Consider the following 25,949-nt stretch of genomic DNA (forward strand, 5'->3'; position numbering starts at 1 on the left):
GACGCGGCGAGGGGGAGCAAACATGGAAAGTTAAGACGGGGCCGCAGGTTGCGGCACGGGGGCCGGCAGTGTATGATACTAAGAGTGGCGCGGCCGCCCGGTTGTCCGGACCGCGCGGCGCAAAGATCCGTTCGTACGGGATGCAGGTGAAATGGAGGTTGTACGATGCCGACTCCAAGTATGGAGGATTATTTGGAACGCATTTATAAATTAATCGACGAGAAGGGCTACGCCCGGGTCTCCGACATCGCGGAAGGGTTGGAAGTGCATCCGTCCTCCGTCACGAAGATGATCCAGAAGCTGGACAAGGACCAATATTTGATTTACGAGAAATACCGGGGGCTCGTCCTGACGAACAAAGGGAAAAAAATGGGGAAACGGCTGATGGAACGGCACCATCTGCTGGAATCGTTTCTGACGGTGATCGGCGTCCAAGAAGAGAACATTTATAAGGACGTCGAAGGCATCGAGCATCACTTGAGCTGGGATTCCATTACGTGCATCGAGACGCTGGTGGAGTTTTTCCGGCGGGAGCCCGAGCGGTTGGAAGCGTTTAAATCGGTTCACGCCGAGCTGAACAACGAAGAATCGTAATGAACCCTTATTAATTGCAAAACTAGCTAAAAGGGGCTTTCCGACGACGCATGCGGCGCATGCGCGATGGAAAGCCCCTTTTGTGCCTGTACCGGACGACGCTGCCTAATGGTACTTAGGCAGATCGTCGTCGTCCTTGCCGCCCTCGATGACGCGGAACGGCATGTTTTTGCGCGTCTTCGTCCGGCTCGCCTGCTGGTCCCGGCGGGCGCCGGTTTTGTACCGCTGCGGCGGCTTCGGCGATTTCGCCTTCGCGCCCGGCGGGAATTTGTAAAGCAGGTAAATCGCGCCGAACACAAAGACAGGAATCAGAAGCTGATAGGGATTGCTGATCGTTTGCGAAACAAGGCCAACGACGACGAGCACGAGGATGATGATGGTTGGCAGACTCATTTTTCGAGGCATGACGCGCTCACCCTTCCTTCCCGAATCTTGATTTCAGTCCAGCTCCAGGATCAAGCCTTGACGCCTTGGCGGTCGATCTCCAGCATGCGGTTGAACGACGCGATGGACACCGCGACCTGTTCGTCCGTCGGTTCCTTGGTCGTCAGCTTCTGCAGCCACAGTCCCGGATAGCCGAGGAAGCGAAGCACCGGCAAGTCGCGGAGCGCGTTCGTGAAGCGGAGCGCTTCGTACGAGGCGCCGAGCACGACCGGAAGCAGGAGGACCCGAAGGTAGACCCGTTCCCACAGGGAATCCCAGTGGAAGAAGGAGTAGACGACGATGCCGACGAGCACGGAGAAGACGATGAAGCTGCTGCCGCAGCGGTAGTGAAGCCGCGTGAAGCGCTGCACGTTGGAGACGGTCAGCTCCGCGCCCGCTTCGTATGCGCTGATCACTTTATGTTCGGCGCCGTGATATTGGAAGAGACGCTTGATCAGCGGCGTCAAGGAAATAATGTAGAGATAAGAGAGCAGGAACAAAATCTTGATAACCCCTTCGATGAGGTTGTGTACTATTATATTCTTGAACGCATGTCCAAAGATCAGCTGTTCGATCATGGCGGGGACGACGGTGAACACGAGCTTGCCGGCCACGAACGACAGGATGCCGGCCACCGCGACGCCGACGATCATGCTGAGGCTCCAACCTTTTTTCTCCTCCTTGACCGCGGCGGCTCCATCCTTGTCGTCCTCGAGTTCGTCCTCGGCGTACGATTCCATCGAGAAGTTCAAATGCTGCGAGCCTTTGGCGCTCGATTCCAGGATCGCCACGACGCCGCGCACGAGCGGAATCTTCTTCAGCTTCTGGATCCAAGGCGTGGTCTTGCGAGGCACCTCGAAAAATTTGATTTCGTTATTTTTGCGGCGTACCGCGGTTACGTTCGTGGTTTTGCCCGCGAACATGACGCCCTCGATGACGGCTTGTCCGCCATAGATGTTTTGCGTGCTTTGCGACAAGGGCGAATCACCATCCTTTGGTTTGACGTGGGTTCTCATTCGGAAACGATTTCTCTCTTATTGTACTTGATTCCGCGCGACTTTGCGAGCGGGATCCTTTGCCGGGCGGGCCGCGGGATTTGGATGACCGCGGGCTGCGCATACTAACGCTGCATGCCTATTTGCAATCCATCGCAACGGAGGAATCGATCGATTATGCCGACCAACGCCAAAGGACGGCGGCGCAAGCCGGGCCGCACCGAATATAACGGCACGACCAACACGAACCCGTTCGCGTTTTGCCTGCGAACGGGCTTTTACGCGGGCCTGATCTGGGGCGCGGCGCGCTGGCTCCTGTATTTGATTCATTTCACGAAGGTGCTGCCCGGCTTTCTGGCCGACCCGTTTTTCCGCCAATCGTTCCTGAAGACGGGATGGGGGCATCTGATCGGGCTCGGGTGCTTCATCGTGTTTTCGATCATCGCCGCCCTGATCTACAAGGCGGTGCTCGGCCGCATCGCCGGTCCGTGGCCGGGCTTGTTTTACGGCCTGTTCTGGTGGCTCGCCCTCTTCGTAGGCGCCGGACCGGCGCTCGGATTGTTTCCGTTCTTCAACAAGATCGGGTATGACACGATCTTCTCGGAGTTGGCGCTTTACCTCGTCTGGGGAATCTTCATCGGCTTCACCATCGCCTTCGAATATACCGACGAAGCGTCCCGCGAGCCGATTACGGCGCACTAGGGCGGCGCGTCCCGCGGCACTTCTCAAAGCATAGGCATTTATGGTAGAATGGCTAATGATCTATGCGCCGGGAGGGGCTCTTCATGACTTCGATTCTTGTATTAAACGGGCCGAATCTCAACATGCTCGGCATCCGCGAGCCCGGCATCTACGGGTCGTTGACGCTGGCGGATATCGAGGGGCTGCTTCGGCAAAGAGCGGACGAATTGGGCGTCCGCGTTTCGTTTTTTCAGTCCAACCACGAGGGCGCGTTGATCGACCGGATCCACGAAGCCTACGGACGGGAAGACGGCATCCTGATCAATCCTGGCGCGTTCACGCATTACAGCTACGCGCTTCGCGACGCGTTCGGCAGCGCGGGCCTGCCGGTCGTCGAGGTTCACATCTCGAACATTCACAAGCGGGAAGCGTTCCGCCAAGTGTCGGTGATCGCGCCGGCGGCGCTCGGTCAAATCGCGGGCTTCGGCGCGCAGAGCTACGTGCTTGGACTGACCGCGCTCGCGCAGCATCTCGCCGATGACAAGGCGAACGGCTAACCGCACCGGAGCCGGGCCTATTTAATTTCAGAAAAAGGGTGATTGTATGACGACAGCACGCATCGCGGGGCTGAGAGCCAAGCTGCCGGAGCTCGGCGCGGACGCGATTCTCGTCACGAATGCCGTGAACCGCAGATACATAAGCGGCTTTACCGGTTCATCCGGCTATCTGCTCGTTTCGGCGGCGGACAGCTGGCTGCTCACCGATTTTCGCTACATGACGCAGGCGCCGCAGCAGGCGTCCGGGTTTACGGTCGTGGAGCACGGCCAGAAATGGATCGAAACCGCGAAGGAACTCGCCGGTTCCGCGGGGCTGAAGAAGCTGGCGTTCGAACAGGACACGGTCGTCTTCAGCGAATACACCGCCTGGAAGGCCGCGCTCGGCGGCGGCTTCGAGCTCGTGCCGGTATCCGGCGTCATCGAGTCGCTGCGGCTGTACAAGGACGAGTCGGAGCTCGCGATCATGCGCGAGGCCTGCCAGTTGGCCGACGACACGTTCCAGCACATGCTCTCGTTCATCAAGCCGGGACTTCGCGAACGCGACGTCGCGCTCGAGATGGAGATGTTCATGCGGAGCAGGGGGGCGACGTCCTCGTCCTTCGACACGATCGTCGCCTCCGGCGAACGGTCCGCGCTGCCGCACGGCGTCGCCAGCGACCGCGTCATCGGCACGAACGAGTTCGTCAAGCTCGATTTCGGCGCATACTATAACGGTTACTGCTCCGATCTGACGCGGACGGTCGTCGTCGGCAAGCCGACGGACCGCCATCGCGAAATTTACGACATCGTCCTGGAAGCCCAGCTGGCGACGCTGGCCGGCATCAAGCCGGGCATGACGGGCAAGGAAGCCGACGCGATCGCGCGCGGGATCATCGCGCGCTACGGCTACGGCGACAAGTTCGGCCATGGCACGGGCCACGGCCTCGGGATGGAAATTCACGAGGCGCCGCGCCTCTCGGTCGCGGGCGCGGCCGTGCTGGAGCCGGGCATGACCGTCACGGTCGAACCGGGCATTTACCTCCCGGGCTTCGGCGGCGTCCGCATCGAGGACGACATCGTCATTACGACGGACGGCAATTCGTTGTTGACCTCATCTCCGAAAACCATGTTCATTTTGGAATGAGTTTTAACTTTATGGCATGACCTGCTCCTGCCACGCGCACGGGCAAAAAACATTAGGAGGAATACGCAGTGATTTCAGTCAATGATTTTAAAACAGGCCTGACCGTCGAGGTAGACGGCGATATCTTCACCGTGCTGGACTTCCAGCACGTTAAACCGGGCAAAGGCGCGGCGTTCGTCCGCTCCAAGCTGAAAAACCTCCGAAACGGCAACACGGTCGAAAGGACGTTCCGCGCGGGCGAAAACATCGGCCGGGCGACGATCGAGAACCGCGCCGTTCAATACCTGTACAATTCCGGCACGGAATATTCCTTCATGGATAACGAATCGTTCGACCAATTCACGCTCGATCGCGACCAGCTCGAGTGGGAGATCAACTTCCTGAAAGAAAACATGAACGTGAACATCTCCAGCTACAACGGCGAAATCATCGGCATCCAGCTGCCGAACAGCGTCGACCTGAAGGTAACGGAAACGGAACCGGGCGTCAAAGGCAACACCGCCCAAGGCGCGACGAAGAACGCGACGGTCGAAACCGGCCTGAACGTGCAGGTGCCGCTCTTCATCAACGAAGGCGACGTGCTCCTGATCGACACGCGCGACGGCAAGTACATTTCCCGCGCGTAGTCGTTCATTCATTACGCAAGCAGAAGACCGCCCGGCCCGCGCGCCTGGCGGTTTTTGTCGTGTTCAAACCAAGGCGGGTATGCTATAATCTTACTTTGAGAAACATCACAACCTGAGACTTTTACACTAGAACTTTCGTTGGGAGTGGATGAGCGGTGTCGTTGATAGTAATGAAATTCGGCGGCAGCTCCGTTGGCTCGACTGAGCGGATGCAGCGGGTTGCGCGGCGAATTGCCGATTATAAGGAAGCCGGCCACGACGTTGTCGTCGTCGTGTCGGCCATGGGAGATACGACGGACGATCTGATCGACCAATCGAAGCTTCTGAACGCCAACCCGCCGGCACGCGAAATGGATATGCTGCTGACGGTCGGCGAACAAATATCGGTCTCGCTGCTGGCGATGACCATCGACGCGATCGGCTATAAAGCGATGTCCTTGACCGGCTGGCAGGCGGGCATCGAGACGGAAGACGTACACGGCAAAGCCCGCATCACCGACATTCGGCCGCAGCGGATCTTCGACGCCCTCGCGGCGGGGCACGCGGTCATCGTCGCCGGCTTCCAAGGGGCGACGGCGTCCGGCGAGATCACGACGCTCGGCCGCGGCGGCTCCGATACGACGGCCGTGGCGCTGGCGGCCGCGATCAACGCGGACGTCTGCGAGATCTACACCGACGTCGACGGGATTTATTCGACCGACCCGCGCGTCGTGAAGTGCGCGCGCAAGCTCGACGAGATTTCGTACGACGAAATGCTGGAGCTGGCGAACCTGGGCGCGGCCGTGCTGCATCCGCGCGCCGTCGAATACGCAAAAAACTATAACGTGAAGCTCGTCGTGCGTTCCAGCTTTACGCAAAACGAAGGCACGAGTGTAAAGGAGGATGCGGTCATGGAACAAGGGATGGTCGTTCGCGGCATTGCCTATGATAAAAACGTAGCACGTATCAGCATTCTGGGGGTCGAAGACATTCCGGGCGTCTTGGCGAAAGTATTCGGCGCGCTGGCTTCGAACGGCATCGACGTCGACATTATCGTGCAATCCGGCACGCAGGACGGCAAGGCCGACTTCGCCTTCACCGTCTCGCTGAACGATAAAGACGAAGCCATCGCGGTCGTCGAGCGCATTCGCGGCGAGGTGCCTTACCGCGAAGTCGCGTCGGAAGAGAACCTGGTCAAAGTGTCCATCGTCGGCGCGGGCATGGTCAGCAATCCCGGCGTGGCGGCGAAAATGTTCAAGGCGATTTACGACCTCGGCATCAGCATCAAGATGGTCACGACGTCCGAAATCCGCCTGTCCGTCATCATTTCGGCGGAGCCCGCGCAGGACGTCGTCCGCGCGCTTCATACGGCGTACGGTCTCGACACGGCGGAGCAAGCCTTCGTCGGCGGACCGCAGGATCGCCGGTAAGCGCCGCATCCAAGCCAACGGCCGCTCCCAACTATATGGATAGCAATAAATGGATAGCAATAAATAAATGGATAGCAATAACAAGAAGCCTCCGGTTCGCTGCAAGCGAACCGGAGGCTTCTTTGCGCCGCGCGGCAGCCGTCCTCTAGAAGAAGCGGCCGCCGATGAAGCTGAAGAGCTTCACCAAAATCGCGGTGATGCCGGCCGCCATCAGCGGACCGACCGGAATGCCCCGCAGGAAGACGATCCCGAAGATCGAGCCGATGACGAGCCCGACGATGAGCTGCGGATCGAGCTTCAGCATCTCGAGTCCCTTGCCGTTGACGAACGTGGCGATCGCGCCGCCGGTCAAGGCCAGAATGCCGGGCCACGAAGTCACGACGCCCAAAATGTCTTTGGAGCCGATCCGCTCCGACGCGAACGGGACGAGGACGCTAAAGGTCAGAAATAACAGTCCGAGCTCAAGACCCCTTCGTTCGATGGCCGGCAAATAACGCTCCAGATGAACCAATTTCACGACCAACAGTACGCAGGCCGCCGTCGATATGATCGGCGAACGGCCGATTAACCCGATGATGATCAGAACGACCAGCACGACTTCCCCGCTCATGCTTGTTGACCCCTTCATTCGTTGTCACCGCCTCCATGCATGTGATGGAGCGTCCATACCTCCATTGTATGGAACAAGCCTTGCGGATATGTCTGCCCGTCACGAGCGTCAGACGAGCATGTCGCCGTGCAGCCGCGGCACGACCGCGCTGGCGTTCACCCGGCTGCAGTAATCCACGTCGCGGACGGAGCCGTTTTTGACGAGCCGCCGGCCGGTCGCGCAGCCGAGCAGCAGCTCGCGCAAGCTGCCGGCGCTGCTCCGGTGCAAGCCGAGCATGGCGGTGCCGAGGTCGTTCATCTCGACGGGGGACGGGCTCAGCCGCTGCAGCTCCCCGATCAGCAGTCCCGCGCACAGTCCGTCTTCCAGCGCGAATTCATTGTGGCTGCCCGCGCAGAGCAGCACGATGTCGCGGCGCAGCTCCAGCGCCGCCTGCGCGCACGCGGCGGCGTTGACGAGCGCGCCGGCGAGCACGTAATCCGCGCGCATCGCCTTGTGCAGCGCGCGGGTGCCGTTCGTGGTCGTCAGCACGATGCGCTTGCCGCGGACGGCGTCGGCGGTGAATTCCTCCGGCGAATTGCCGAATTCGAAGCCGGGGATTTTGCGGCAGAACCGTTCGCCCGCGACCAAATGGCCGCCGCACTGCAGCGACCGCGCCTCCAGCACGGTCTCGACGGGCATGACCCCGGCCGCGCCGGCCTCGAGCGCCGCGATGATCGAGCTCGTCGCGCGCAGCACGTCGATGACGATGACGGTCCGATGCGCGAAGCGGTCGGCCTGCGCTTCATTGACGCTGGATATGACTTCGATTTGCATGAATCTAACGCTTCCTTCCTGATTTCACTCCCCTGATTCAAAAGGCGGGCGACGGCAAAGCGGAGCAGACGGAAACGGTTTGAAGAAGCGCTAGCGTTCACCTTTGTTCCCCGAATTTCGCATTGCAAGCTTAGGAGTTCGAAAATTCAGGGGTACGACAGCGATCGGAAGACGTTTCCGTTGCATAGCTGTCCCTTGTCGCCGGGCTTTTAAATCATATACACGAACGGCTCGACCCGCTTCCCGAAATGAAACGTATCCGAACGGAGGCCGCGCCGCATCGTTTCCAGGGACAGGACCTCGGAGGGCTGAATATTGCCGAGGTTCGCTTCTGCCCCGAACGCGCTCAGCAGCAGCACCTGCTGCTGCTTCAGCGGCGTCTCCCACATGATGCGGCCGATGTCGCCGAGCGTGCGGCCGATCGTTTCCAGCTCGCTCAAGGCGCAATCGCCGTTGCGGTCGAACAGGCCGACGCCGACGCCGGATTCCCGCGCCTCGACCGTCACCATGTCCGCGCCGGCCAGCCAGTCGGCCTCCGCCGTGAACAGCAGCTCGTCGGCGTCGACGACGGAGCCCGTCAGCTTCTTGCCGTATTCCGTGACGACCCGCAGTCCGTTCCGCAGCCCCTCTTGAATGAGGGCGGTCCGCTGCTTCCGGTCGAGCTCGATCGTGCCGTCGGACACTTCGATGCCGTTAAAGCCGAACCGGCAGACGGATTCGAAAAACGCCGGGACGGCGTTTTGCCGCACGGCCGCCTCCAGCAGCGTGCCGCCCGGCATGACGGTCAAGCCGGCGCGTTTGGCCAGCCCGATCTTGGCAAGCAGGACGTCCGCCGGGTAGAGCGGCGCCGTGCCGAAGCCGAACTTGACGCAATCGATATAAGGGCCGGCGGTTTCCAGCAGATCGGCGAACGCGTGCCGTCCCAATCCTTTGTCGATCACCATCGTTTGCCCGCGGCCGGCCGTCCGCGAATCGAGCCCGCCGCCGGTCCCGCAGACCGGTTCGCGGTTGCCGCTCGGATCCCGAAGCGCGGCAGGCCATGCCGACTGAGAAATAGATTTCATACGATCTCCTCGCTATCCGTTTGTTGCCCCGAATCGCCTCGGGGGTTTCGAAGGCGCAAGCTGCTTGCGACGATAGGGGAAGAGACGCGCGCCGTCCGCGTGGGGAGGGCCGTTTCTTCGTACCACCCGAGCAATATATGCAGGTCGCCCAGCGTCGGTGCGCCGGGTACCCGGCATGCGCCCATTTTTGGACGAATGAAAGAGAGACGGGCCCGCATAGAGTAGGATAGAGGGCCAAGCTGCCGGAGGCGTCCGGCCGGAGGGACGGATTACTAGGAAAAGAGGGATAGCATGCTCAATAAAATCGTGCTCAGCATGGCGTCGCTGCGCATCTTCTCGGGAACGCTCGAAATCATGGCGGCGCTCATCATGCTTCGCCTGAATCAGATCGACAAGGCGCTCGTCGTCAATTCGTCGCTCGCCCTGGTCGGGCCGATCGTGCTCATCACGACCACGACGATCGGGCTCGTCGGGTTGTCGGACAAACTGTCGTTCGGGAAAATGCTGTGGATCGTCGGCGGCGTGGCGTGCATTTTGATAGGCGCGCTGCGGAAGTAGAATGGCATACGCGGGGACGAGCCCGCATACAATGGGAACAAAGATCGGACAATCCGTCGCTCTAGCAAGCTAGCAAAACGCGCCGCAAACGGCCGACGACGAAACCGGGGAGGAATGCCCGATGTTAACTGGAGTGCAGCAGCTGCTGCCCGCCGAGCTTGCCGACATACTGGGCCGCATGCCGGACGCGATGAAAGCCGAACTGGAGGAAATCCGCATCCGCGAAGGCCGGCCGCTCGAAATCGGCACTTCGCGGGGATTTTGGTTTCTGTCGCCCGCGGGGCAGCCGCTTTCGCGGCCCGGCGAGGCGTACAAGCCGACGCCGGACGTATGCCGCAAGCTGCTGGAGCGGGTGACGAACCATTCGCTCTACGCGATGGAAGAGGAGCTGCGGCGGGGCTACATCACCGTCGCGGGCGGCCACCGGATCGGACTGGCCGGCCGCACCGTGCTGGAAGGCGGCGGGGTCCGCGGCATCCGCGACATCGCGGCCTTCAACGTGCGGATCGCCCGCGAAGTGGTCGGCGCCTCGGCCGGCCTGCTGCCCAAGCTGCTCGATCACGGCCGGCGGACGCTGCAGTCCACGCTCGTCGTCGCGCCGCCGCAGCAGGGCAAGACGACGCTGGTCCGCGATCTGGCGCGGGCGGCGAGCAGCGGCGCCTGGGGGCATTCCGCGGCGTCGGGATGGACGGGCCGGAAGGTCGGCATCGTCGACGAACGCTCGGAGATCGCGGCCTGCGTCCGGGGCGTGCCGACCTTCGACGTCGGCCCGCGCACGGACGTGCTGGACGCCTGTCCGAAGGCGGAAGGGATGATGATGCTGCTGCGGTCCATGTCGCCGGACATCCTGATCGTGGACGAGATCGGCCGCGAGGAAGACGCCGCGGCCATCCTCGACGCGAGCCACGCCGGGGTGGCGGTGATCGCCACCGCGCACGCGCTCGATCTCGAAGACGCGCGCGCCCGGCCGGTACTCGGGCGGCTGCTCGACGCCGGCGCCTTCCGGCTCTGCGCGCAGCTGCAGCGAAGCGGCAGCGGATTATCCGCCCGCGTCGTGCCGGTGCAGGCGGCCGCGTTCCGGGCGCCGGCCGCGCGGGAACCGACACCGCTGAAAGGGGGCGGAAGCCATGGTTAAACTCATCGGCGCGGCGCTCATCATCTTCGCCGGCACCATGATCGGCTGGCTGCAGGCCGCCCGCTACGCCGCCCGCCCGAACCAGATCCGCCAGCTGATCCACGCGCTCCAGCGGCTCGAGACCGAGATCGGCTACGGCTTCACGCCGCTGCCGGAAGCGATCGCGCGCTGCGCGGCCCATGTGCCGGAGCCGGCCGCCTCGCTCCTGCGGGACGTGAACGGCCGGCTGGGCGGGGCCGGCGAACCCTCGTTCCGGGAAAGCTGGGAAGCGGCCGTCGCGGCGATCTGGCCGAATACGGCGATGCGGCAGCCCGAGCAGGCCGCCTTGGTCCGGCTCGGCCATAACCTCGGCATCAGCGACCGCGAGGATCAGCTGAAGCATCTGAAGCTCGCGGCGCAGCAGCTGGCGTTCGAGGAGGAGGCGGCGAGGCAGGACAGCGCGAGGTACGCGAAGATGTGGCGTAGCTTGGGCGTGCTCACGGCGGCGCTTATCGTCATTTTGATTCTTTAGTGGGGTGCCGGAAGCATGAACATTGATGTGAGCGCCATTTTCCAAATTGCCGGGATCGGCATCATTACGGCCATGATTCATACGGTGCTGAAGCAGATGGGCAAGGAAGACATGGCGCATTGGGTAACGCTGATCGGCTTCGTCGTCGTCCTGTTTATGGTCATCCGGCTGTTGAACGACCTGTTTCAGGAGATCAAGACGATCTTCCTGTTCCAATGAAGCCGGCGCAAACGCAGGCGGGCAGGCGGTGAGTAGGTAATGGAGATCATCCAGATAGTCGGCCTGGGCCTCGTCGCCACCGTGCTCGTGCTCGTCGTGCGGGAGCAGAAGCCGATGTTCGCGTTTCTCCTGGCGGCGTTCACGGGACTCTTCATCTTCCTGTTCGTCATCGGCAAGATCGAGACGGTCATCGGCGTGCTGGAGCAGCTCGCGGACCGCTCGGGGATTCCGTCGATTTACTTGAAGACGGTGCTCAAGATCATCGGCATCGCGTACATCGCGGAGTTCGGCTCGCAGATCGTCCGGGACGCCGGCCAGGAAAGCATCGCGTCCAAAATCGAGTTCGCGGGCAAAATTCTCATTCTCGTCATGGCCGTCCCCATCATCAGCGTCATCGTCGAAACCGTGCTCGGCCTACTGCCGATAGGGAGTTGAAGCTTATGCGGCAGCGCGTCATCCGCTGCGTCGTCCTTCCGTTGCTGCTCCTGTGGGGGCTGCTCCTCCTGCTGCCGGCCGCCGCGTCGGCGGCGCCCGGGACCGAGCCCGCGGCGAACGGGGCGCAGGCGGACGGAGCCGCGCCGGCGGCGTCCGAACCGGACGAGCGGCAGGCGGAGGCCGTCAACAAGCAACTCGCGGACGAGCAGCTGAACGGCATCGACACGGAGGCGGTGGAGAGCTACTGGAGCAAGCTGATGAACGAGTACGGCGGCTTCTTCCCCGATCGCGACGTCCCGAGCTTCGTCGAGATGATCGTGCCGGGCGGCAAAGGGCTGAAGCTGACGACGGTCTTGTCCGGCTTGCTGCGGTACATGCTTCACGAGGTGCTTTACAACGGGAAGCTGCTCGTGACGATCGTCATCCTGACGGTGTTCAGCATGATGCTGGAGACGATGCAGACGGCGTTCGAACGCAATGCGGTCAGCAAAGTGGCGTACAGCATCACGTACATGGTCATGATCGTGCTCGCGGTCAACAGCTTCAACGTCGCGATCGGGTACGCGAAGGACGCCATCACCGGCATGATCCAGTTCATGATGGCGATGGTCCCGCTGCTTCTGACGCTGCTGGCGACGATGGGCAGCGTGGTGACGGTCACGGTGCTCCATCCCCTGATCGTGTTCATGATCCACGCGGTCGGCTCGGTCATCTACACGATCGTGTTCCCGCTGCTGTTCTTCTCGGCCGTGCTGCACATCGCGAGCTCGCTGTCGGACCGGTTCAAGGTGACGCAGCTGGCGAACGTGCTCCGCAACGTCGGCGTCGGGCTGATGGGCGTCATGCTGACCGTGTTCCTCGGCGTCATCTCGGTGCAGGGGGCGACGGGCTCGGTAACGGACGGGGTGACGATGCGGACCGCCAAATTCGTGACCGGGAACTTCGTGCCGGTCATCGGGCGGACGTTCTCCGACGCGGCGGACACGGTGCTGTCGGCGTCGATGCTCGTGAAGAACGCCATCGGCCTCGCGGGAGTCGTCATCATCCTGTTCCTGTGCGCCTTCCCCGCCGTGAAAATCATCACGCTGGCGCTCATCTACAACGTCGCCGCGGCGGTCATGCAGCCGCTCGGCGACAGCCCGATCGTCGGCTGCCTGCAGACCATCGGCAAAACGCTGATTTACGTCTTCGCCGCGCTGGCCGCGGTCGGACTCATGTTCTTCCTGGCGATCACCATCATACTGACGGCCGGCAACGCGGCGATCATGATGAAGTAGCGGAGGCGATGGGATGCTTACGTGGCTGGCCGTATGGCTGCAGCAAATCATAGCGGTCGTGCTGCTGGCGGGCTTCATCGACCTGCTGCTGCCGAACAAGGGCATGCAGCGGTACGTCCGGCTGGTGGCCGGCCTGATCGTCCTGCTGACGATCCTGACCCCGATCATCCGGGTGCTCCAGGGCGACTTCAGCGCCAAGCTGGACGCGCAGGTGCAGGAATGGGTCCAAGCGGGCTCGGCGAAGGAGCTGCGCATGCCGACGCTTCAGGACATCCAAGGCGAGGCCGAGAAGCTGAAGCGCAGCGACGCCGCGTCGGCGGAGGCGCTGGCGGAGCGTCAGCTCGCGGAGGCGATGAAGGCGGGCATCGAGCAGGCGACCGGGCTGCGGGTGACGGCGGTGGACGTGCGTGTGACGGCCGGCAAGGACGGGAAGCCCGCCGGGATCGGCGGCGTCCGGGTCACGCTCGCGCCGGAACGGCAGAGCGGTCCGGCGGACGGCGAAACGGCGGGCGAGGCCGAAGGCGGGTCGGCGGTACCGCCGGTCGAGGACGTGGAAGCCGTGCGGGTCGACGTGGCGCCGACGGCGCCCGGGAACGCCGCGGCGGACGGGGACGAGGCGCAGCTGAAGCCCGCGCCGGAGGCGTCCGCGTCCGCGGTCCGGACGGCGCTGCGGGAAGGCTGGTCCGTCAACCCGGCGGCCGTCGACGTGCTGGAGCCGGCGCCGGAAGCGGCGGCCGCGCGATAGGAAGGGGGGAACGACGTTGGCCAAATGGCTGGACGGGCTGGAGTCGACCGTCGGCAAAGGAAACGGGGGACCGAAGCGGGTGCGCACGCTGCGCTGGCTGCTCGTCATCGGCGGCATCGGGGCCGCGCTGATGCTCCTCAATTCGTTTCTGACGTTTCAGAAAGTGCCGCCTCAGCAGCAGCAGCAGGATCGGTCACAGGCGAACGCGCCGCCCAGCGAGCCGGCTTTGAAGCTCGGAAACGATCCGGGCGATCCCTTCGAAGCCATCGAGCAGCCGCTCGAAAGCCGCTTGAAGGAGATGCTCGAAAACATCGTCGGTGTGGGTCCCTTGGACGTCATGGTCACCGTCGATTCCACCGAAGAAGCGGTCGTGCAGATCGACGAGAAGGAAGCGCAGCAGATTACGAACGAGACGGACAAGAACGGCGGCAAACGGACGATCACCTCGATCACGAAAGAGGGACACGTCGTCCTGTACGATACGAACGGCGACAGCGCGCCGATCATCGTGAAGCGGATCCAGCCGAAGATCAGGGGCGTGCTCATCGTCGCCCAAGGCGCGGAGAACGGCACGGTGCGCAGGCTCATCATCGACGCCGTGGAGAAGGGTCTCAACGTTGCGGTGAACCGAATTTCGGTCATTCCCCGCAAGCATCAATAGATTCCGAGGGATCACAATAAAAGGGAGGCTGTACAGGAATGAATAACAAAAGACAAACGATTTGGCTCGTGTCGATGCTCAGCTTAATGGTGATTTTGTCCGCGTATTATCTGTTCACGGAAGACGTGAGCACGCCGTCGAACGACATCGTGACGACGGACGGCGCGGGGCAGCAGGGCGCGAAGAGCGATGCCACCGAGGCGTCCGGCTCCGCGGCGGGCAACGACGCCATCGTCACGAACGAAGTGACCGGCGACGGCGCGGATGCCGGCAACGCGGCCGACAACGCGGCCGACAACGCGGCGGCGGACAACGCTTCCGCGGACGATAAGGCGGCCGGCGACGCGGCGGGCGACGCTTCCGCCGCGAACGACGGCACGGCGGCGAACGCGGCAAGCGGCGGCAAGGACGCGGCCAAGTCGGACGAAGACGTGCTGAAGGAACTGGGCGAAGCGGGCGGCGTGGCCGCGAGCGTTTTCAGCCAGCTGCAGGAAGAGCGCGACGACACCTACTACGACGAGTACAACAAGCTGATGGGTCAAGTGTCCGACACGAAGCTGAGCGACAAGGACGCGGCTACTTCGATGGAGCAGCTCGACTTGCTCGAGGACAAGAACGCGAAGATCACGGGACTCGAGGAAGAGCTCTCGAAGCAGTTCGGCAACGCGGCCGTCGTGCCGGACGCGAACGACCGCTACAAGATCGTCGTGGAGAGCGACAAGCTCGAGCGCAGCCAGGCCGACAGCATCCTGACGATGGCGATCGACCAGCTCGGCTTGACGCCGGACCAGCTGACGATCCAGTACGTGAAGTAACGCCAGGCGAGCCCCGGTGCCGGATTCCCCGGCGCCGGGGCTTTTTTTAGAATCGCGGCCCGGCAAAATGGGGGGTTCGTGTTCTGCCGGATTTATGCTATAATATGATTTGCTATGCGCAGGTACGGAGGGGTTAAACGTCTTCCGGCAGCCGCGAACGAAGCGCTTACATACAAACGATCACGAAGCGTCCCGCAGCGAGGATGCAAAAACTTTTAGGAGTGAAACGATGTTTAAACTGAGCGAGATTAAAGAACTGATCAAGCTGATCGACGGGACCTCGGTCCATGAACTCGAAATCGAAAACGACGGCGCGCGTCTCATGATCCGCAAACCCGGCAAAACCGAAGTGGTGAACATCCAGCAAGGCGCGCCTCTCGCTTCTACATATACGCAGGTTTCCCAGCCCATCGTCGAAGTGCAGCATGCCGCGCCGCAGAACGCCGCGCCGGCCGCTCCGGCGCAAGGCGCCGCGAACAGCGGGTATCACCAGATCGTATCGCCGATGGTCGGCACCTTCTACCGCGCGTCCTCGCCGGACAAGCCGCCGTACGTCAACGTGGGCGACCGCATCAACGATAAATCCATCGTCTGCATTCTCGAAGCGATGAAGCTGATGAACGAGCTCGAGGCGGAAGTACGCGGCGAGATCGTCGAGATCCTCGTCGAGAACGGACAACTTGTCGAGTACGGACAGCCGTTGTTCCTTGTCAAACCGGAATAAGCCGTTCCCGCGCCGGGACGACGCCGGAAACATCGGACACGAGAGGAGCTTTTACCCGTGAAATTCAACAAAATCCTGATCGCGAACCGCGGCGAAATCGCCGTTCGCATCATCCGCGCCTGCCGCGAGCTCGGCATTGAAACCGTTGCCGTGTACTCCGAGGCCGACCGCGAATCGCTTCACGTCCGCCTGGCGGACGAGGCGTACTGCATCGGCCCCGTCGCGTCCAAGGACAGCTACTTGAACCTGACCAACATCATGAGCGTGGCGACGCTGACCAATTGCGACGCCATTCATCCCGGCTACGGCTTCTTGGCGGAAAACGCCGACTTCGCGGAAATTTGCGAATCGTGCGGCGTGACCTTCATCGGACCGTCCCCGACGGCCATCAGCAAAATGGGCGACAAATCCGTCGCCAAATCGACCATGAAGCAAGCGGACGTGCCGATCATTCCGGGCTCGGACGGCTTGGTCGAGGATATGGACGACGCGGTGCGCGTAGCCCGCGAAATCGGCTATCCCGTCATCATCAAAGCGACGGCGGGCGGGGGAGGCAAAGGCATCCGCATCGCCGAGGACGAGGAGTCGCTCGTATCGCAAATCACGACGGCGCAGCAGGAAGCCCAAAAGGCGTTCGGCAACGCCGGCGTCTACCTCGAGAAATACTTGACGGGCATGAAGCACGTCGAAATTCAAATCATGGCCGACAAGCACGGCAACGCCGTCCACCTGTTCGAGCGCGACTGCTCGATCCAGCGCCGCCGCCAGAAGCTCGTGGAAGAAGCGCCTTGCCCGGTGCTCAGCCCGGCGCTTCGCGAGCGGATGGGACAAGCGGCGGTCCGCGCCGCGCAAGCGGTCGACTACGCCGGCGCCGGAACGCTCGAGTTCCTGCTCGGGCCGGACGGCAACTTCTACTTCATGGAGATGAACACGCGGATCCAGGTCGAGCATCCCGTCACCGAAATGATCACGAACGTCGATCTGATCAAAGAAATGATTTCCGTGGCCGAGGGCAATCCGCTCTCCTTCACGCAAGAAGACTTGAAGATCAACGGCTGGGCGATCGAGTGCCGGATCAACGCGGAGGATTCCGAGCGGAACTTCATGCCTTCGCCGGGCCAGATCCAGTTTTACTTGGCGCCGGGCGGGCCGGGCGTCCGCGTGGACAGCGGCGCGTACCCGGGCTATACGATCTCGCCGCACTATGATTCTATGATCGCCAAGCTGATCGTGTGGGGACCGACTCGCGAGGAAGCCATCGCGCGGATGAAGCGCGCGCTCTCGGAATTCGCGGTCGACGGCATCCGGACCACCATTCCGTTCCATCTGAAGCTGCTGAACCATCCGATGTTCCTGAAGGGCAACTTCGATATCAAGTTCCTCGAGGAACACAGCGTGGACAACCCCGAAGAATTCGCGCCGGAATAGGCCGTGAAACAAGTTCCGCGGCGTTTGTCATATTTCCGCCAGAATGCTATAGTATAGGAATAAGAAGCGGATAAGCTATCGGCTGGCGGCTGAGGCGCGCAACTTAACGGGAGGTGTAGGATAACCATGAGTACGCTGGCAGCGGACTATGAAAGAACGGACATGGGGACTATTCAAATCGCACCCGAAGTCATCGAAATCATTGCGGGTCTCGCGACGATCGAGGTACAAGGCGTCGCGGGCATGAGCGGCGGATTCGCCGGCGGCATCGCCGAGCTTCTGGGCCGCAAGAACCTGTCCAAGGGCGTGAAGGTCGAAGTCGGACAGCGCGAGGCGGCGGTCGACGTGTCCATTATCGTGGAGTACGGCAACCGGATTCCGGAAATCGCTTCGGACATTCAACGCAACGTCAAGCGCTCGATCGAAACGATGACCGGGCTGCAGGTCGTCGAAGTCAACGTCCATATCCATGACGTTCATTTCAAAATCGCGGAGAAGACCGTCGAGGCGGAAGACCCGCAGCTTCGGCTCAAATAATCCTCTCGTAGAAACGAATGACTCATACCCCCTAGTGGTTGGGCTTGCCGCTCGGCGCTAGGGGGTTTTATCTACGAATGGGAGCACCTGTCCGAATCGTCGGGCGCTGCTCGCATTCGATGGGAAGAACCGCCCAAGGAGGCTTCTGACGTTGATAAGAGTGTTGGACAAGCTGCTGTTGTTTCTCTACAGTATCGCCATCGGAGCCGTCGCGGCCGTCGCGTTCAGCGCGGGAGTATACTGGTTTCCCGAAGAGTGGCTGAGCAATCTCGTACATAATTTATACGGCGGCGACATGCGCTGGCTGCAGGTGACGGTCGTCACGGCGGCGGCGGTCGTCTTCCTCATCAGCCTGCGGTTCTTCTATATCTCGCTTCGGCCGAGCAACGCGTCCGCCCCGTCCATCGACCAGCGGACGGAGTTCGGCGACATCCGCATCTCGCTCGACACGGTCGAGAACTTGGCGCTCAAGGCGGCGGCGCGCCAGCGCGGCGTGAAGGACCTGAAGGCGCGGATCCGCATCGGCGAAGCCGGCATCGAAGTATCGCTGCGCGCCATCGCGGACGGCGAGAGCTCCATTCCGACGCTGACGGAAGACATTCAGCGCGCGGTCAAATCCCATGTCGAGGAAATCACGGGCATTCCCGTCGCGAACGTGTCCGTCTTCGTGGCGAACATCATCCAAACCGCGAACTTTAAAAGCCGGGTCGAATAGGGGTGATGCCGATGTGGAAGGAAATTTGGACAACCTATGGCGGACGGATCGCCGGCGTGTCCGTCGGCGTCATTCTCGGACTTCTTTATTTTATCGTCGGATTTTGGGACATGCTGTTTTTCGGCCTGCTGCTATGGGCCGGGTATGCCATCGGCAAGATGAGGGACGAGCAGCGGGGGCCGATTATACCGTGGCAGCAGCTCGTGGAATGGCTGACGGAGCGCTGGCGGCCTTTCAAGTAACGCTATGGTCTCCTCCGTACCCCGGACAACGCGGCAGCCGTTCGGGGCAGGGAGGAGATCATAATTTGAAGTCCGATCGGCCGCTCGCGCGCGAGGGGTTGCGTTCGGATTTCGCTTCAGCGCGACGGCGCGCCGCCCGGCACGGACGGCGAACGGTCGCGCCTTGACGAATTTTTAAGGAGCGGTCAGAGAACACATGAAACGAAGGTTAGCACGGGAAATCGTGGTACAAAGCCTGTACCAAATGGAAATGAACGAAGAGGCGACGGCGTCGTCCGCCGTGGACATGCTGGTGGACGAGGTCCATGCCGAGAACGAGATCGAAGCGGACGCGGCGGACGTCGGCAAAGTCGACGAGTATATCCGCAGCCTGCTTCACGGCGTCGTGGAGCATAAAGCGGCGATCGACGACATGCTGCAGCATTACTTGACGGGCTGGCAGGTCGACCGTCTGTCGCGCGTGGACCGGCAGATTTTGCGCCTCGCCTGCTACGAGCTGGTCTTCCGGGACGACGCGCCGCCGAAGGCGATCATCAACGAAGCGATCGAGCTGGCGAAGCATTTCGGCACGGACGAATCCGGCAAGTTCGTCAACGGCGTGCTCGGACGCTTGCTGCAGGCGCTGGACGAACTCAAGCCGAAGGCTTAACGGCGCCGTTCGCCATCATGGAGAGATGAGCTAGATGAGCCCCTTGCGCCGATCCGGCGTAAGGGGTTTCCGATACTACTGCCCTTCGGGGCGCGACCATAGGAGTGATCGAAGTGACAGCACAACGCATCGAAGGCAAAGCCATTTCCGATACCATCCGGATCGAAATCGCCGAAGAGACGGCGAAGCTGGCGGCGAGAGGCATCGTACCGGGCCTGGCCGTCGTTCTCGTCGGCGAAGATCCGGCGTCGCAAGTGTACGTCGGCAACAAAGAGAAAGCCTGCCAGCAGCTCGGCTTCTACTCCGAAGTGCACCGGCTCCCGGCCGAGACGACGCAGGAAGCGCTGCTCGATCTCATTGACAAGCTGAACCGGCAAAGCACGATCAACGGCATTCTCGTGCAGCTTCCGCTGCCGAAGCATATCGAGGAGAAGGCGGTCATCGACGCGATCAGCGCGGAGAAGGACGTGGACGGTTTTCATCCGGTCAGCGTCGGCAATCTCGTCATCGGCGACGACAGCCTGCTCCCGTGCACGCCCGCGGGCGTCATCGAGCTGATCAAACGGACGGGCGTCGACATCGCCGGCAAGCACGCCGTCGTGATCGGCCGCAGCAACATCGTGGGCAAGCCGGTCGCCATGCTGCTGCTCCGCGAACACGCCACCGTGACGATTTGCCATTCCCGAACGGCCAACATGGCGGACATCGCCAAGACGGCGGACATTCTGGTCGTCGCCATCGGCAAGCCGAACGCCATCGGCCGCGACTTCGTCAAGCCGGGCGCCGTCGTGATCGACGTCGGCATCAACCGTCTCGAGACCGGCAAGCTGGTCGGCGACGTGGATTACGCGAACGTCCTGGACACCGCCGGCTACATTACGCCGGTTCCGGGCGGCGTCGGCCCGATGACGATTACGATGCTGATGCAAAACACGCTGAAAGCCGCGAAGCGGCAGCAAGCGGCGAAGGGGTGAATCTCGGACGATGGCTGACCGAACGCGCGTCTTTTCGATTAAAGAAATCAACCGCTACATCGGGATGAAGCTGGAATCGGACGATCTTCTGAGCGATGTCTGGCTGCGCGGCGAAATTTCCAATTTCACGCACCACTCCAGCGGGCATATGTATTTCACGCTGAAAGACAAGGACAGCCGGCTGAAATGCATCATGTTCGCTTCCCATAACCAGCGCCTCGCCTTCATGCCGAAGGAAGGCGCCAAGGTGCTGGCCAGAGGCAACGTAGCCGTCTACGAACGGGACGGCAACTACCAATTCTATTGCACGACGATGCAGCCGGACGGAATCGGCAGCCTGTACATGGCGTACGAGCAGCTGAAGCGCAAGCTTCAGGACGAAGGGCTGTTCGATCCGGCGCGCAAGCGTCCGATTCCGAAATTCCCGAAGGCGATCGGCGTCATCACTTCCGCGACCGGCGCCGCCGTGCGGGACATTCTCATCACGCTGCAGCGCCGCCACCCTTCCGTGCCGGTGCTGCTTTTTCCCGTTTCCGTGCAGGGGAAGGGGGCCGCGCCTTCGATCGTCCGGGCGATCGAAACGATGAACCGATTGGCGGAGGTCGACGTATTAATAATTGGCCGCGGCGGCGGATCGCTCGAGGAATTGTGGGCGTTCAACGAAGAGGCCGTCGCCCGGAGCATCGCCGCTTCGCTGATTCCGGTCATTTCGGCGGTCGGCCACGAGACGGATTTCACCATCGCCGATTTCGTCGCCGACCTGCGGGCCGCCACGCCGACCGCCGCGGCGGAGCTTGCGGTGACGAGCGTGCACGAGCTGAAGGCGCAGCTCGCCCGGACCGAGTCGCGTCTCGCGCACATGCTGCGCCAGACGCTTCAAAGCCGGAAGGAACGGCTGTCGCGCGTCCGCCGGTCGCCGGTCTTCGTCAATCCGCGCCGGTACGTGCTGCAGCAATCGCAGCGGCTCGACGTGCTGCGGGAGCGGCTGCGGCATCGCGCGATCCGGCTGTCGGAGCGGAATCGCGAACGGTTCGCTCGCTACCAGGCGGCGCTGAACCGGTCGCATCCCGGAAGCAGGGCGGCGACCGCGGCGAAGCAGCTCCGGCAGGCGACGGCGCGGCTGGAAGCGGGCATGGCCGGCGAGCTGAAGGCGAAGCGGCTGCAGCTCGTCGCTTCGATGCGGCAGCTGGATGCGCTCAGTCCGCTTAAAGTCATGGCGCGCGGGTATAGTTTAGTCTATGACGAGCAGGGCAAGAAACTGGTCAAGTCGGTCGCCGACGTCCAGCTTGGCGATCTGGTCAAGGTGAACGTGACGGACGGCCAGCTGGAATGCCAGGTATGGGGAATGAAAGGGGAGACGTAAGCGATGGCAGCGAAAGAAAAAGACGCGGTACAGGACGAACTCAGCTTCGAAGCGGCCATGGAGCGCCTCGAGGACATCGTCGGCAAGCTGGAGAACGGCGACGTGCCGCTCGAAACGGCGATCGAGCTGTTCCAGGAGGGCATGAAGCTGTCGCAGCTTTGCGGCTCCAAGCTGGAACAGGTCGAGCGGAAGATCGAGACGCTGATCGAATCCGAGAACGGCCTGCAGCGAAAACCGTTTGCGCCCGCGAACGAAGACAGAGGGGACGATAGGTGAAAACTTCACTTTCGCTGAACGACTACTTGAACCGGTCCGTTCTGGAAATCGAAGAGGCGCTGCGCGGCGCCATTCCGGAAGAATGGGACATTCCGCCCAAGCTGCGCGAGGCGATGATGTATTCCTTGGAAGCCGGCGGCAAGCGGCTGCGGCCGATTCTCGTGCTGAGCGCGGCGGAAGCCGTCGGACGCGCGGAGCAAGCGCGCAAGCTCGCGATGCCGGTCGCCTGCGCCGTCGAGATGATCCATACGTATTCGCTGATTCACGACGACCTGCCCGCGATGGACGACGACGATTTTCGCCGCGGCAAGCCGACGAATCATAAGATTTACGGCGAAGCGATGGCCATCTTGGCCGGCGACGGGCTGCTGACGCACGCCTTCTTCGCGGTTACGCGGGCCGTCTCGCTGGGCGCGCCGCCGGAAGCCGTGCTGGCGATCGTCTCCGACCTGGCCAGATTGGCCGGCGCGCCGGGCATGGTCGGCGGCCAAGCCGCGGATATGCAGGGGGAGCAGGGCGTCACGTCGCTGGAGGAGCTCGAATACATCCACCTGCACAAGACGAGCGATCTGCTCGTGTTTTCGGTGCTGGCCGGCGCCCGCATCGGGGGAGCGTCGTCCGAGCAGCTGGAAGCGCTGCAGCGCTTCGCGCGCAAGCTGGGGCTGGCCTTCCAAATCCAGGACGACATCCTGGATCTGGTCGGCGACGCGGCGAAGCTGGGCAAACCGGTGCAAAGCGACGTCGAGGAGCGGAAAGTGACGTATCCCTACTTGATCGGCATGGAAGAGAGCCAGAAGCTCGTCGTGCGGCTCACGCAGGAGGCGAAGCAGGCGTTGGCCGAGGCGAAGCTCGAAACGCCGGATACGCTGCTCGCGATCGCCGATTATTTGATGAGCCGAGACCACTAAGAACCCGGACGCGTGTGTTTCTGCCACGAATTATGATATAATTTAGCCACGTTTGACGAATGTCGGTTAGCGAGGGCTGTATGGCCGGGAAAGCGAGGAAACATCGTGTTGCTTGAACATATCAACGAGCCCAAAGATTTGAAGTCCTTGTCGATCGCGCAGCTGGAGCAGCTTGCGGACGAGATCCGCACCTTCCTCATCGAGAAGCTGTCGGCGACGGGCGGACATTTGGCTCCCAACCTGGGGGTCGTCGAGCTTACCTTGGCGCTGCACTATTTGTTCGACAGCCCGAAGGATAAGTTCATTTTCGACGTCGGGCACCAATCGTACGTCCATAAAATACTTACTGGCCGCAGGGACCAGTTCGATACATTGCGCAAATATAAAGGGCTGTGCGGCTTTATTAAGCGCGCGGAAAGCCCGCACGACGTCTGGGAAGCGGGACACAGCAGCACGTCGCTGTCCGCGGCAATGGGCATGGCGCTCGCCCGCGACCTCAAGGGCGAGAAGAACAAAGTCGTCGCGATCATCGGCGACGGCGCGCTGACGGGCGGCATGGCGCTGGAGGCGCTGAACCACATCGGCCACGAGAAGAAGAATCTCATGGTCATCCTGAACGACAACGAGATGTCGATCGCGCCGAACGTCGGCGCGCTGCACCATTATCTCGGCAAAATCCGGACGGACCGCCATTACCAGAAGGCGAAGGAGGAGCTGAACCAGTTCCTGAACAAAATTCCCGCGATCGGCGGGCGGCTGGCCAAAACCGCGGAGCGGCTCAAGGACAGTCTCAAATATTTGCTCGTGAGCGGCATTTTATTCGAACAGTTCGGCTTTACGTATTTCGGCCCGGTTGACGGCCATGACCTGAACCAGCTGACCGAGCTGATCGAGCAGGCGAGCCGCGTGCCTGGACCGGTGCTTGTCCATGTCATTACGGTGAAGGGCAAGGGATACTCGCCGGCGGAAGCGGATTCGTTCAAGTGGCACGGCGCGACGCCGTACAAAATCGAATCCGGCCAAATGCTCAAAGCCGTCGGTCCGCCGATGTATACCGAGGTGTTCAGCGAAGCGCTGATGGAGCTGGCCGAGAAGGACGAACGGATCGTGGCGGTCACGCCGGCCATGCCGGGCGGCTCCGGCTTGCTGAAATTCGCCGATCGGTTCCCGGACCGCATGATCGACGTCGGCATCGCCGAGCAGCACGCGGCAACGATGTGCGCGGCGCTCGCGATGGAAGGGCTGAAGCCGGTGTACGCCGTCTACTCGACGTTCCTGCAGCGCGCGTACGACCAGGTCGTGCACGATATCTGCCGCCAGAACACGAACGTCGTGTTCGCGATCGACCGGGCCGGCTTCGTCGGCGCGGACGGCGAGACGCATCAAGGCGTCTACGACATTCCGTTCCTCCGCCACATTCCGAATTTGGTGCTCATGATGCCGAAGGACGAGAACGAGCTGCGCCGGATGATGAAGACCGCGATCGACTACGAGGACGGACCGATCGCCGTCCGGTATCCGCGGATCAACGGGCTCGGCGTGGCCATCGACGAAGAGATGACGCCGATTCCGATCGGCACGTGGGAAGTGCTGCGCGAAGGCGAGTCCGCGGTCATCGCCGCCATCGGCCCGATGATTCCGGTCGCCGAGGAAGCGGCGGAGCTGCTGAAGCGCGAAGGATTGAGCGTTCGCGTCGTCAACGCCCGTTTCGTCAAGCCGCTCGACGAAGCGATGCTGCAGCGGATCGCGGACGAAGGGCTGCCGATGCTCGTGCTGGAAGAAGGCGCGGAGCTGGGCGGTCTCGGCAGCGCCGTGCTGGAGTTTTACTCGCTGCAACGCCGCGACGACGCGCATGTGCGGATTATGGGCGTGCCGGATATTTTCGTCGAGCACGGTTCCGTGAAGGAGCAGCGCCAGGAAGTCGGATTGACCGCCGAGCATGTCGCGGCGGAGCTGAGCACGCTGCTTCCGCGGGTGCGCAAGCGCGTGACCGGACAGGTATAGAACACAGGAGATTTGTAACCGATGACGATAGCAAAAGAACGAATCGACGTGCTGCTCGTCGAGCAAGGCTACTACGACAGCCGCGTCAAGGCCAAGGCGGCGCTCATGGCGGGCCTCGTCCTCGTGGACGGAGAGCGCATCGAGAAGAGCGGCATGAAGGTGCCGCGAACTGCTTCCATCGTGGTCAAGGGAGCGCCGCATCCTTACGTAAGCCGCGGCGGGCTGAAGCTGGAGAAGGCGATCAAACAGTTCGGGCTGCGGCTCGAAGGGGCGGTCATGCTGGACATCGGCGCGTCGACGGGCGGATTCACGGATTGCGCGCTGCAGAACGGCGCGGCGTACGTTTACGCACTCGACGTCGGCTATAACCAGCTGGACTGGTCGCTGCGGCAGGACGAACGCGTGAACGTCATGGAACGGACCAATTTCCGGTACACGGTTCCCGAGGATCTCAAGGGACCGCGTCCGACGTTCGCGACCATCGACGTCTCCTTCATTTCGCTGAAATTGATATTGCCGACGCTTGGCACGCTGCTGGGGCAAGGAGCGGGCGTCGTCGCTCTCATCAAGCCGCAGTTCGAAGCCGGGCGCGAGAAAGTCGGCAAGTCGGGCGTCGTCCGCGAGCCGTCCACGCACCGCGAGGTGCTGCAGCAGGTGCTCGGGTTTGCCGCGGGGAGCGGCTACGAGCTGAAACGGCTGACGTTCTCGCCGATTACGGGCGGCGAAGGCAATATCGAATTTTTGGCGTATTGGCAGTGGGAGCCGGGCGGTCCTGCCGCGGTTCCGGACGAAGCGGCGATCGCGGCGCTCGTCGAGGAAGCCGCGTCGGCATTCGCTTAGAAGAAGTCTTTCGTGAGGCATAGGCCGCATGAAAGGCT

General features: G+C 62.1%; 32 protein-coding genes. 27 read left to right on the plus strand and 5 right to left on the minus strand.

Annotated elements, in window-relative coordinates:
• Window positions 1–165 precede the first annotated feature (165 nt).
• Window positions 166–594, plus strand: a complete 429-nt coding sequence (mntR, locus tag I8J29_RS07180) for a transcriptional regulator MntR (protein ID WP_208846958.1) — start codon at window positions 166–168, stop codon at window positions 592–594.
• Between the two features lie 105 nt (window positions 595–699).
• Here the strand turns inward: mntR and I8J29_RS07185 are convergent, their stop codons facing one another.
• Both I8J29_RS07185 and I8J29_RS07190 read right to left on the minus strand, forming a co-directional pair.
• Entirely contained in the window at window positions 700–999 is a 300-nt protein-coding gene (locus tag I8J29_RS07185; protein ID WP_090638135.1) for a hypothetical protein, read from the minus strand.
• 50 nt (window positions 1,000–1,049) lie between these two features.
• On the minus strand, window positions 1,050–1,994 hold the full coding sequence (locus I8J29_RS07190) for a DUF1385 domain-containing protein (RefSeq protein ID WP_240545968.1): 945 nt from the start codon (window positions 1,992–1,994) through the stop codon (window positions 1,050–1,052).
• Window positions 1,995–2,189: 195 nt separating this feature from the next.
• On the opposite strand from I8J29_RS07190, the gene I8J29_RS07195 reads away from it, so the two are divergent.
• The 5 genes from I8J29_RS07195 (at window position 2,190) to I8J29_RS07215 (ending at window position 6,408) form a co-directional block, all read left to right on the plus strand.
• A complete protein-coding gene (locus tag I8J29_RS07195) occupies window positions 2,190–2,714 on the plus strand; it encodes a YqhR family membrane protein (RefSeq protein ID WP_208846960.1) in 525 nt (174 codons plus the stop codon).
• An 83-nt stretch (window positions 2,715–2,797) separates the two neighbouring features.
• On the plus strand, window positions 2,798–3,250 hold the full coding sequence (gene aroQ / locus I8J29_RS07200) for a type II 3-dehydroquinate dehydratase (protein WP_208846961.1): 453 nt from the start codon (window positions 2,798–2,800) through the stop codon (window positions 3,248–3,250).
• A gap of 46 nt (window positions 3,251–3,296) precedes the next feature.
• Window positions 3,297–4,373 carry a M24 family metallopeptidase gene (locus tag I8J29_RS07205; protein ID WP_208846962.1) on the plus strand — a complete coding sequence of 359 codons (1,077 nt, stop codon included), beginning with the start codon at window positions 3,297–3,299 and terminating at the stop codon, window positions 4,371–4,373.
• A 68-nt stretch (window positions 4,374–4,441) separates the two neighbouring features.
• A complete protein-coding gene (gene efp / locus I8J29_RS07210; RefSeq protein WP_208846963.1) occupies window positions 4,442–4,999 on the plus strand; it encodes an elongation factor P in 558 nt (185 codons plus the stop codon).
• 155 nt (window positions 5,000–5,154) lie between these two features.
• Window positions 5,155–6,408, plus strand: a complete 1,254-nt coding sequence (locus I8J29_RS07215) for an aspartate kinase (RefSeq protein ID WP_208846964.1) — start codon at window positions 5,155–5,157, stop codon at window positions 6,406–6,408.
• Between the two features lie 145 nt (window positions 6,409–6,553).
• On the opposite strand, the gene I8J29_RS07220 is transcribed toward I8J29_RS07215, so the two are convergent.
• The 3 genes from I8J29_RS07220 to comA all read right to left on the minus strand — a co-directional run bounded on the left by I8J29_RS07220 (window position 6,554) and on the right by comA (window position 8,895).
• Window positions 6,554–7,018 carry a DUF441 domain-containing protein gene (locus I8J29_RS07220; RefSeq protein WP_208847160.1) on the minus strand — a complete coding sequence of 155 codons (465 nt, stop codon included), beginning with the start codon at window positions 7,016–7,018 and terminating at the stop codon, window positions 6,554–6,556.
• Window positions 7,019–7,126: 108 nt separating this feature from the next.
• Window positions 7,127–7,831: a 2-phosphosulfolactate phosphatase gene (locus I8J29_RS07225; RefSeq protein WP_208846965.1), complete on the minus strand. Its 705-nt coding sequence runs from the start codon at window positions 7,829–7,831 to the stop codon at window positions 7,127–7,129.
• A gap of 209 nt (window positions 7,832–8,040) precedes the next feature.
• Window positions 8,041–8,895 carry a phosphosulfolactate synthase gene (gene comA / locus I8J29_RS07230; protein ID WP_208846966.1) on the minus strand — a complete coding sequence of 285 codons (855 nt, stop codon included), beginning with the start codon at window positions 8,893–8,895 and terminating at the stop codon, window positions 8,041–8,043.
• A gap of 291 nt (window positions 8,896–9,186) precedes the next feature.
• On the opposite strand from comA, the gene I8J29_RS07235 reads away from it, so the two are divergent.
• The 21 genes from I8J29_RS07235 (at window position 9,187) to I8J29_RS07335 (ending at window position 25,911) form a co-directional block, all read left to right on the plus strand.
• Window positions 9,187–9,453: a YqhV family protein gene (locus tag I8J29_RS07235; protein ID WP_090638110.1), complete on the plus strand. Its 267-nt coding sequence runs from the start codon at window positions 9,187–9,189 to the stop codon at window positions 9,451–9,453.
• Window positions 9,454–9,574: 121 nt separating this feature from the next.
• The gene (gene spoIIIAA, locus I8J29_RS07240; protein WP_208846967.1) at window positions 9,575–10,588 is read left to right on the plus strand and encodes a stage III sporulation protein AA; all 1,014 of its coding nucleotides are present in this window, start codon (window positions 9,575–9,577) and stop codon (window positions 10,586–10,588) included.
• Window positions 10,581–11,099 carry a stage III sporulation protein SpoIIIAB gene (gene spoIIIAB, locus I8J29_RS07245; protein ID WP_208846968.1) on the plus strand — a complete coding sequence of 173 codons (519 nt, stop codon included), beginning with the start codon at window positions 10,581–10,583 and terminating at the stop codon, window positions 11,097–11,099. The genes spoIIIAA and spoIIIAB overlap by 8 nt, the downstream gene beginning before the upstream one ends.
• A 15-nt stretch (window positions 11,100–11,114) precedes the next feature.
• Entirely contained in the window at window positions 11,115–11,318 is a 204-nt protein-coding gene (gene spoIIIAC, locus I8J29_RS07250; protein ID WP_090638103.1) for a stage III sporulation protein AC, read from the plus strand.
• 39 nt (window positions 11,319–11,357) lie between these two features.
• The gene (gene spoIIIAD, locus I8J29_RS07255; protein ID WP_090638100.1) at window positions 11,358–11,753 is read left to right on the plus strand and encodes a stage III sporulation protein AD; all 396 of its coding nucleotides are present in this window, start codon (window positions 11,358–11,360) and stop codon (window positions 11,751–11,753) included.
• A 5-nt stretch (window positions 11,754–11,758) separates the two neighbouring features.
• Window positions 11,759–13,030 (plus strand): stage III sporulation protein AE, encoded by a 1,272-nt coding sequence (gene spoIIIAE / locus I8J29_RS07260; RefSeq protein WP_208846969.1) that lies wholly within the window; start codon window positions 11,759–11,761, stop codon window positions 13,028–13,030.
• A 13-nt stretch (window positions 13,031–13,043) separates the two neighbouring features.
• Entirely contained in the window at window positions 13,044–13,775 is a 732-nt protein-coding gene (spoIIIAF, locus tag I8J29_RS07265) for a stage III sporulation protein AF (RefSeq protein WP_208846970.1), read from the plus strand.
• A 16-nt stretch (window positions 13,776–13,791) separates the two neighbouring features.
• Window positions 13,792–14,436 (plus strand): stage III sporulation protein AG, encoded by a 645-nt coding sequence (gene spoIIIAG, locus I8J29_RS07270; RefSeq protein WP_208846971.1) that lies wholly within the window; start codon window positions 13,792–13,794, stop codon window positions 14,434–14,436.
• Between the two features lie 38 nt (window positions 14,437–14,474).
• On the plus strand, window positions 14,475–15,251 hold the full coding sequence (locus I8J29_RS07275; protein WP_208846972.1) for a SpoIIIAH-like family protein: 777 nt from the start codon (window positions 14,475–14,477) through the stop codon (window positions 15,249–15,251).
• A 229-nt stretch (window positions 15,252–15,480) separates the two neighbouring features.
• Window positions 15,481–15,975 (plus strand): acetyl-CoA carboxylase biotin carboxyl carrier protein, encoded by a 495-nt coding sequence (accB, locus tag I8J29_RS07280; protein WP_208846973.1) that lies wholly within the window; start codon window positions 15,481–15,483, stop codon window positions 15,973–15,975.
• A 57-nt stretch (window positions 15,976–16,032) separates the two neighbouring features.
• Entirely contained in the window at window positions 16,033–17,403 is a 1,371-nt protein-coding gene (gene accC, locus I8J29_RS07285; RefSeq protein WP_208846974.1) for an acetyl-CoA carboxylase biotin carboxylase subunit, read from the plus strand.
• Window positions 17,404–17,529: 126 nt separating this feature from the next.
• Window positions 17,530–17,940, plus strand: a complete 411-nt coding sequence (locus tag I8J29_RS07290) for an Asp23/Gls24 family envelope stress response protein (protein WP_090638082.1) — start codon at window positions 17,530–17,532, stop codon at window positions 17,938–17,940.
• A gap of 151 nt (window positions 17,941–18,091) precedes the next feature.
• Window positions 18,092–18,655 carry an alkaline shock response membrane anchor protein AmaP gene (gene amaP / locus I8J29_RS07295; protein WP_208846975.1) on the plus strand — a complete coding sequence of 188 codons (564 nt, stop codon included), beginning with the start codon at window positions 18,092–18,094 and terminating at the stop codon, window positions 18,653–18,655.
• A gap of 11 nt (window positions 18,656–18,666) precedes the next feature.
• On the plus strand, window positions 18,667–18,897 hold the full coding sequence (locus I8J29_RS07300) for a DUF2273 domain-containing protein (protein ID WP_420831099.1): 231 nt from the start codon (window positions 18,667–18,669) through the stop codon (window positions 18,895–18,897).
• A gap of 196 nt (window positions 18,898–19,093) precedes the next feature.
• Window positions 19,094–19,546, plus strand: coding sequence for a transcription antitermination factor NusB (nusB, locus tag I8J29_RS07305; RefSeq protein ID WP_090638075.1), 453 nt, complete (start codon window positions 19,094–19,096; stop codon window positions 19,544–19,546).
• A gap of 113 nt (window positions 19,547–19,659) precedes the next feature.
• Window positions 19,660–20,520, plus strand: a complete 861-nt coding sequence (gene folD, locus I8J29_RS07310) for a bifunctional methylenetetrahydrofolate dehydrogenase/methenyltetrahydrofolate cyclohydrolase FolD (RefSeq protein ID WP_208846977.1) — start codon at window positions 19,660–19,662, stop codon at window positions 20,518–20,520.
• 10 nt (window positions 20,521–20,530) lie between these two features.
• The gene (xseA, locus tag I8J29_RS07315; RefSeq protein ID WP_208846978.1) at window positions 20,531–21,883 is read left to right on the plus strand and encodes an exodeoxyribonuclease VII large subunit; all 1,353 of its coding nucleotides are present in this window, start codon (window positions 20,531–20,533) and stop codon (window positions 21,881–21,883) included.
• Between the two features lie 3 nt (window positions 21,884–21,886).
• The gene (gene xseB, locus I8J29_RS07320; RefSeq protein WP_208846979.1) at window positions 21,887–22,159 is read left to right on the plus strand and encodes an exodeoxyribonuclease VII small subunit; all 273 of its coding nucleotides are present in this window, start codon (window positions 21,887–21,889) and stop codon (window positions 22,157–22,159) included.
• Window positions 22,156–23,067, plus strand: coding sequence for a polyprenyl synthetase family protein (locus tag I8J29_RS07325; RefSeq protein WP_420831100.1), 912 nt, complete (start codon window positions 22,156–22,158; stop codon window positions 23,065–23,067). Before xseB ends, I8J29_RS07325 begins: the two co-directional genes overlap by 4 nt.
• A gap of 105 nt (window positions 23,068–23,172) precedes the next feature.
• Window positions 23,173–25,071, plus strand: a complete 1,899-nt coding sequence (gene dxs, locus I8J29_RS07330; RefSeq protein WP_208846980.1) for a 1-deoxy-D-xylulose-5-phosphate synthase — start codon at window positions 23,173–23,175, stop codon at window positions 25,069–25,071.
• 21 nt (window positions 25,072–25,092) lie between these two features.
• The gene (locus I8J29_RS07335; protein WP_208846981.1) at window positions 25,093–25,911 is read left to right on the plus strand and encodes a TlyA family RNA methyltransferase; all 819 of its coding nucleotides are present in this window, start codon (window positions 25,093–25,095) and stop codon (window positions 25,909–25,911) included.
• Window positions 25,912–25,949: the final 38 nt, after the last annotated feature.

This window comes from Paenibacillus artemisiicola, assembly GCF_017652985.1.
Lineage (GTDB): Bacteria > Bacillota > Bacilli > Paenibacillales > Paenibacillaceae > Paenibacillus_Z > Paenibacillus_Z artemisiicola.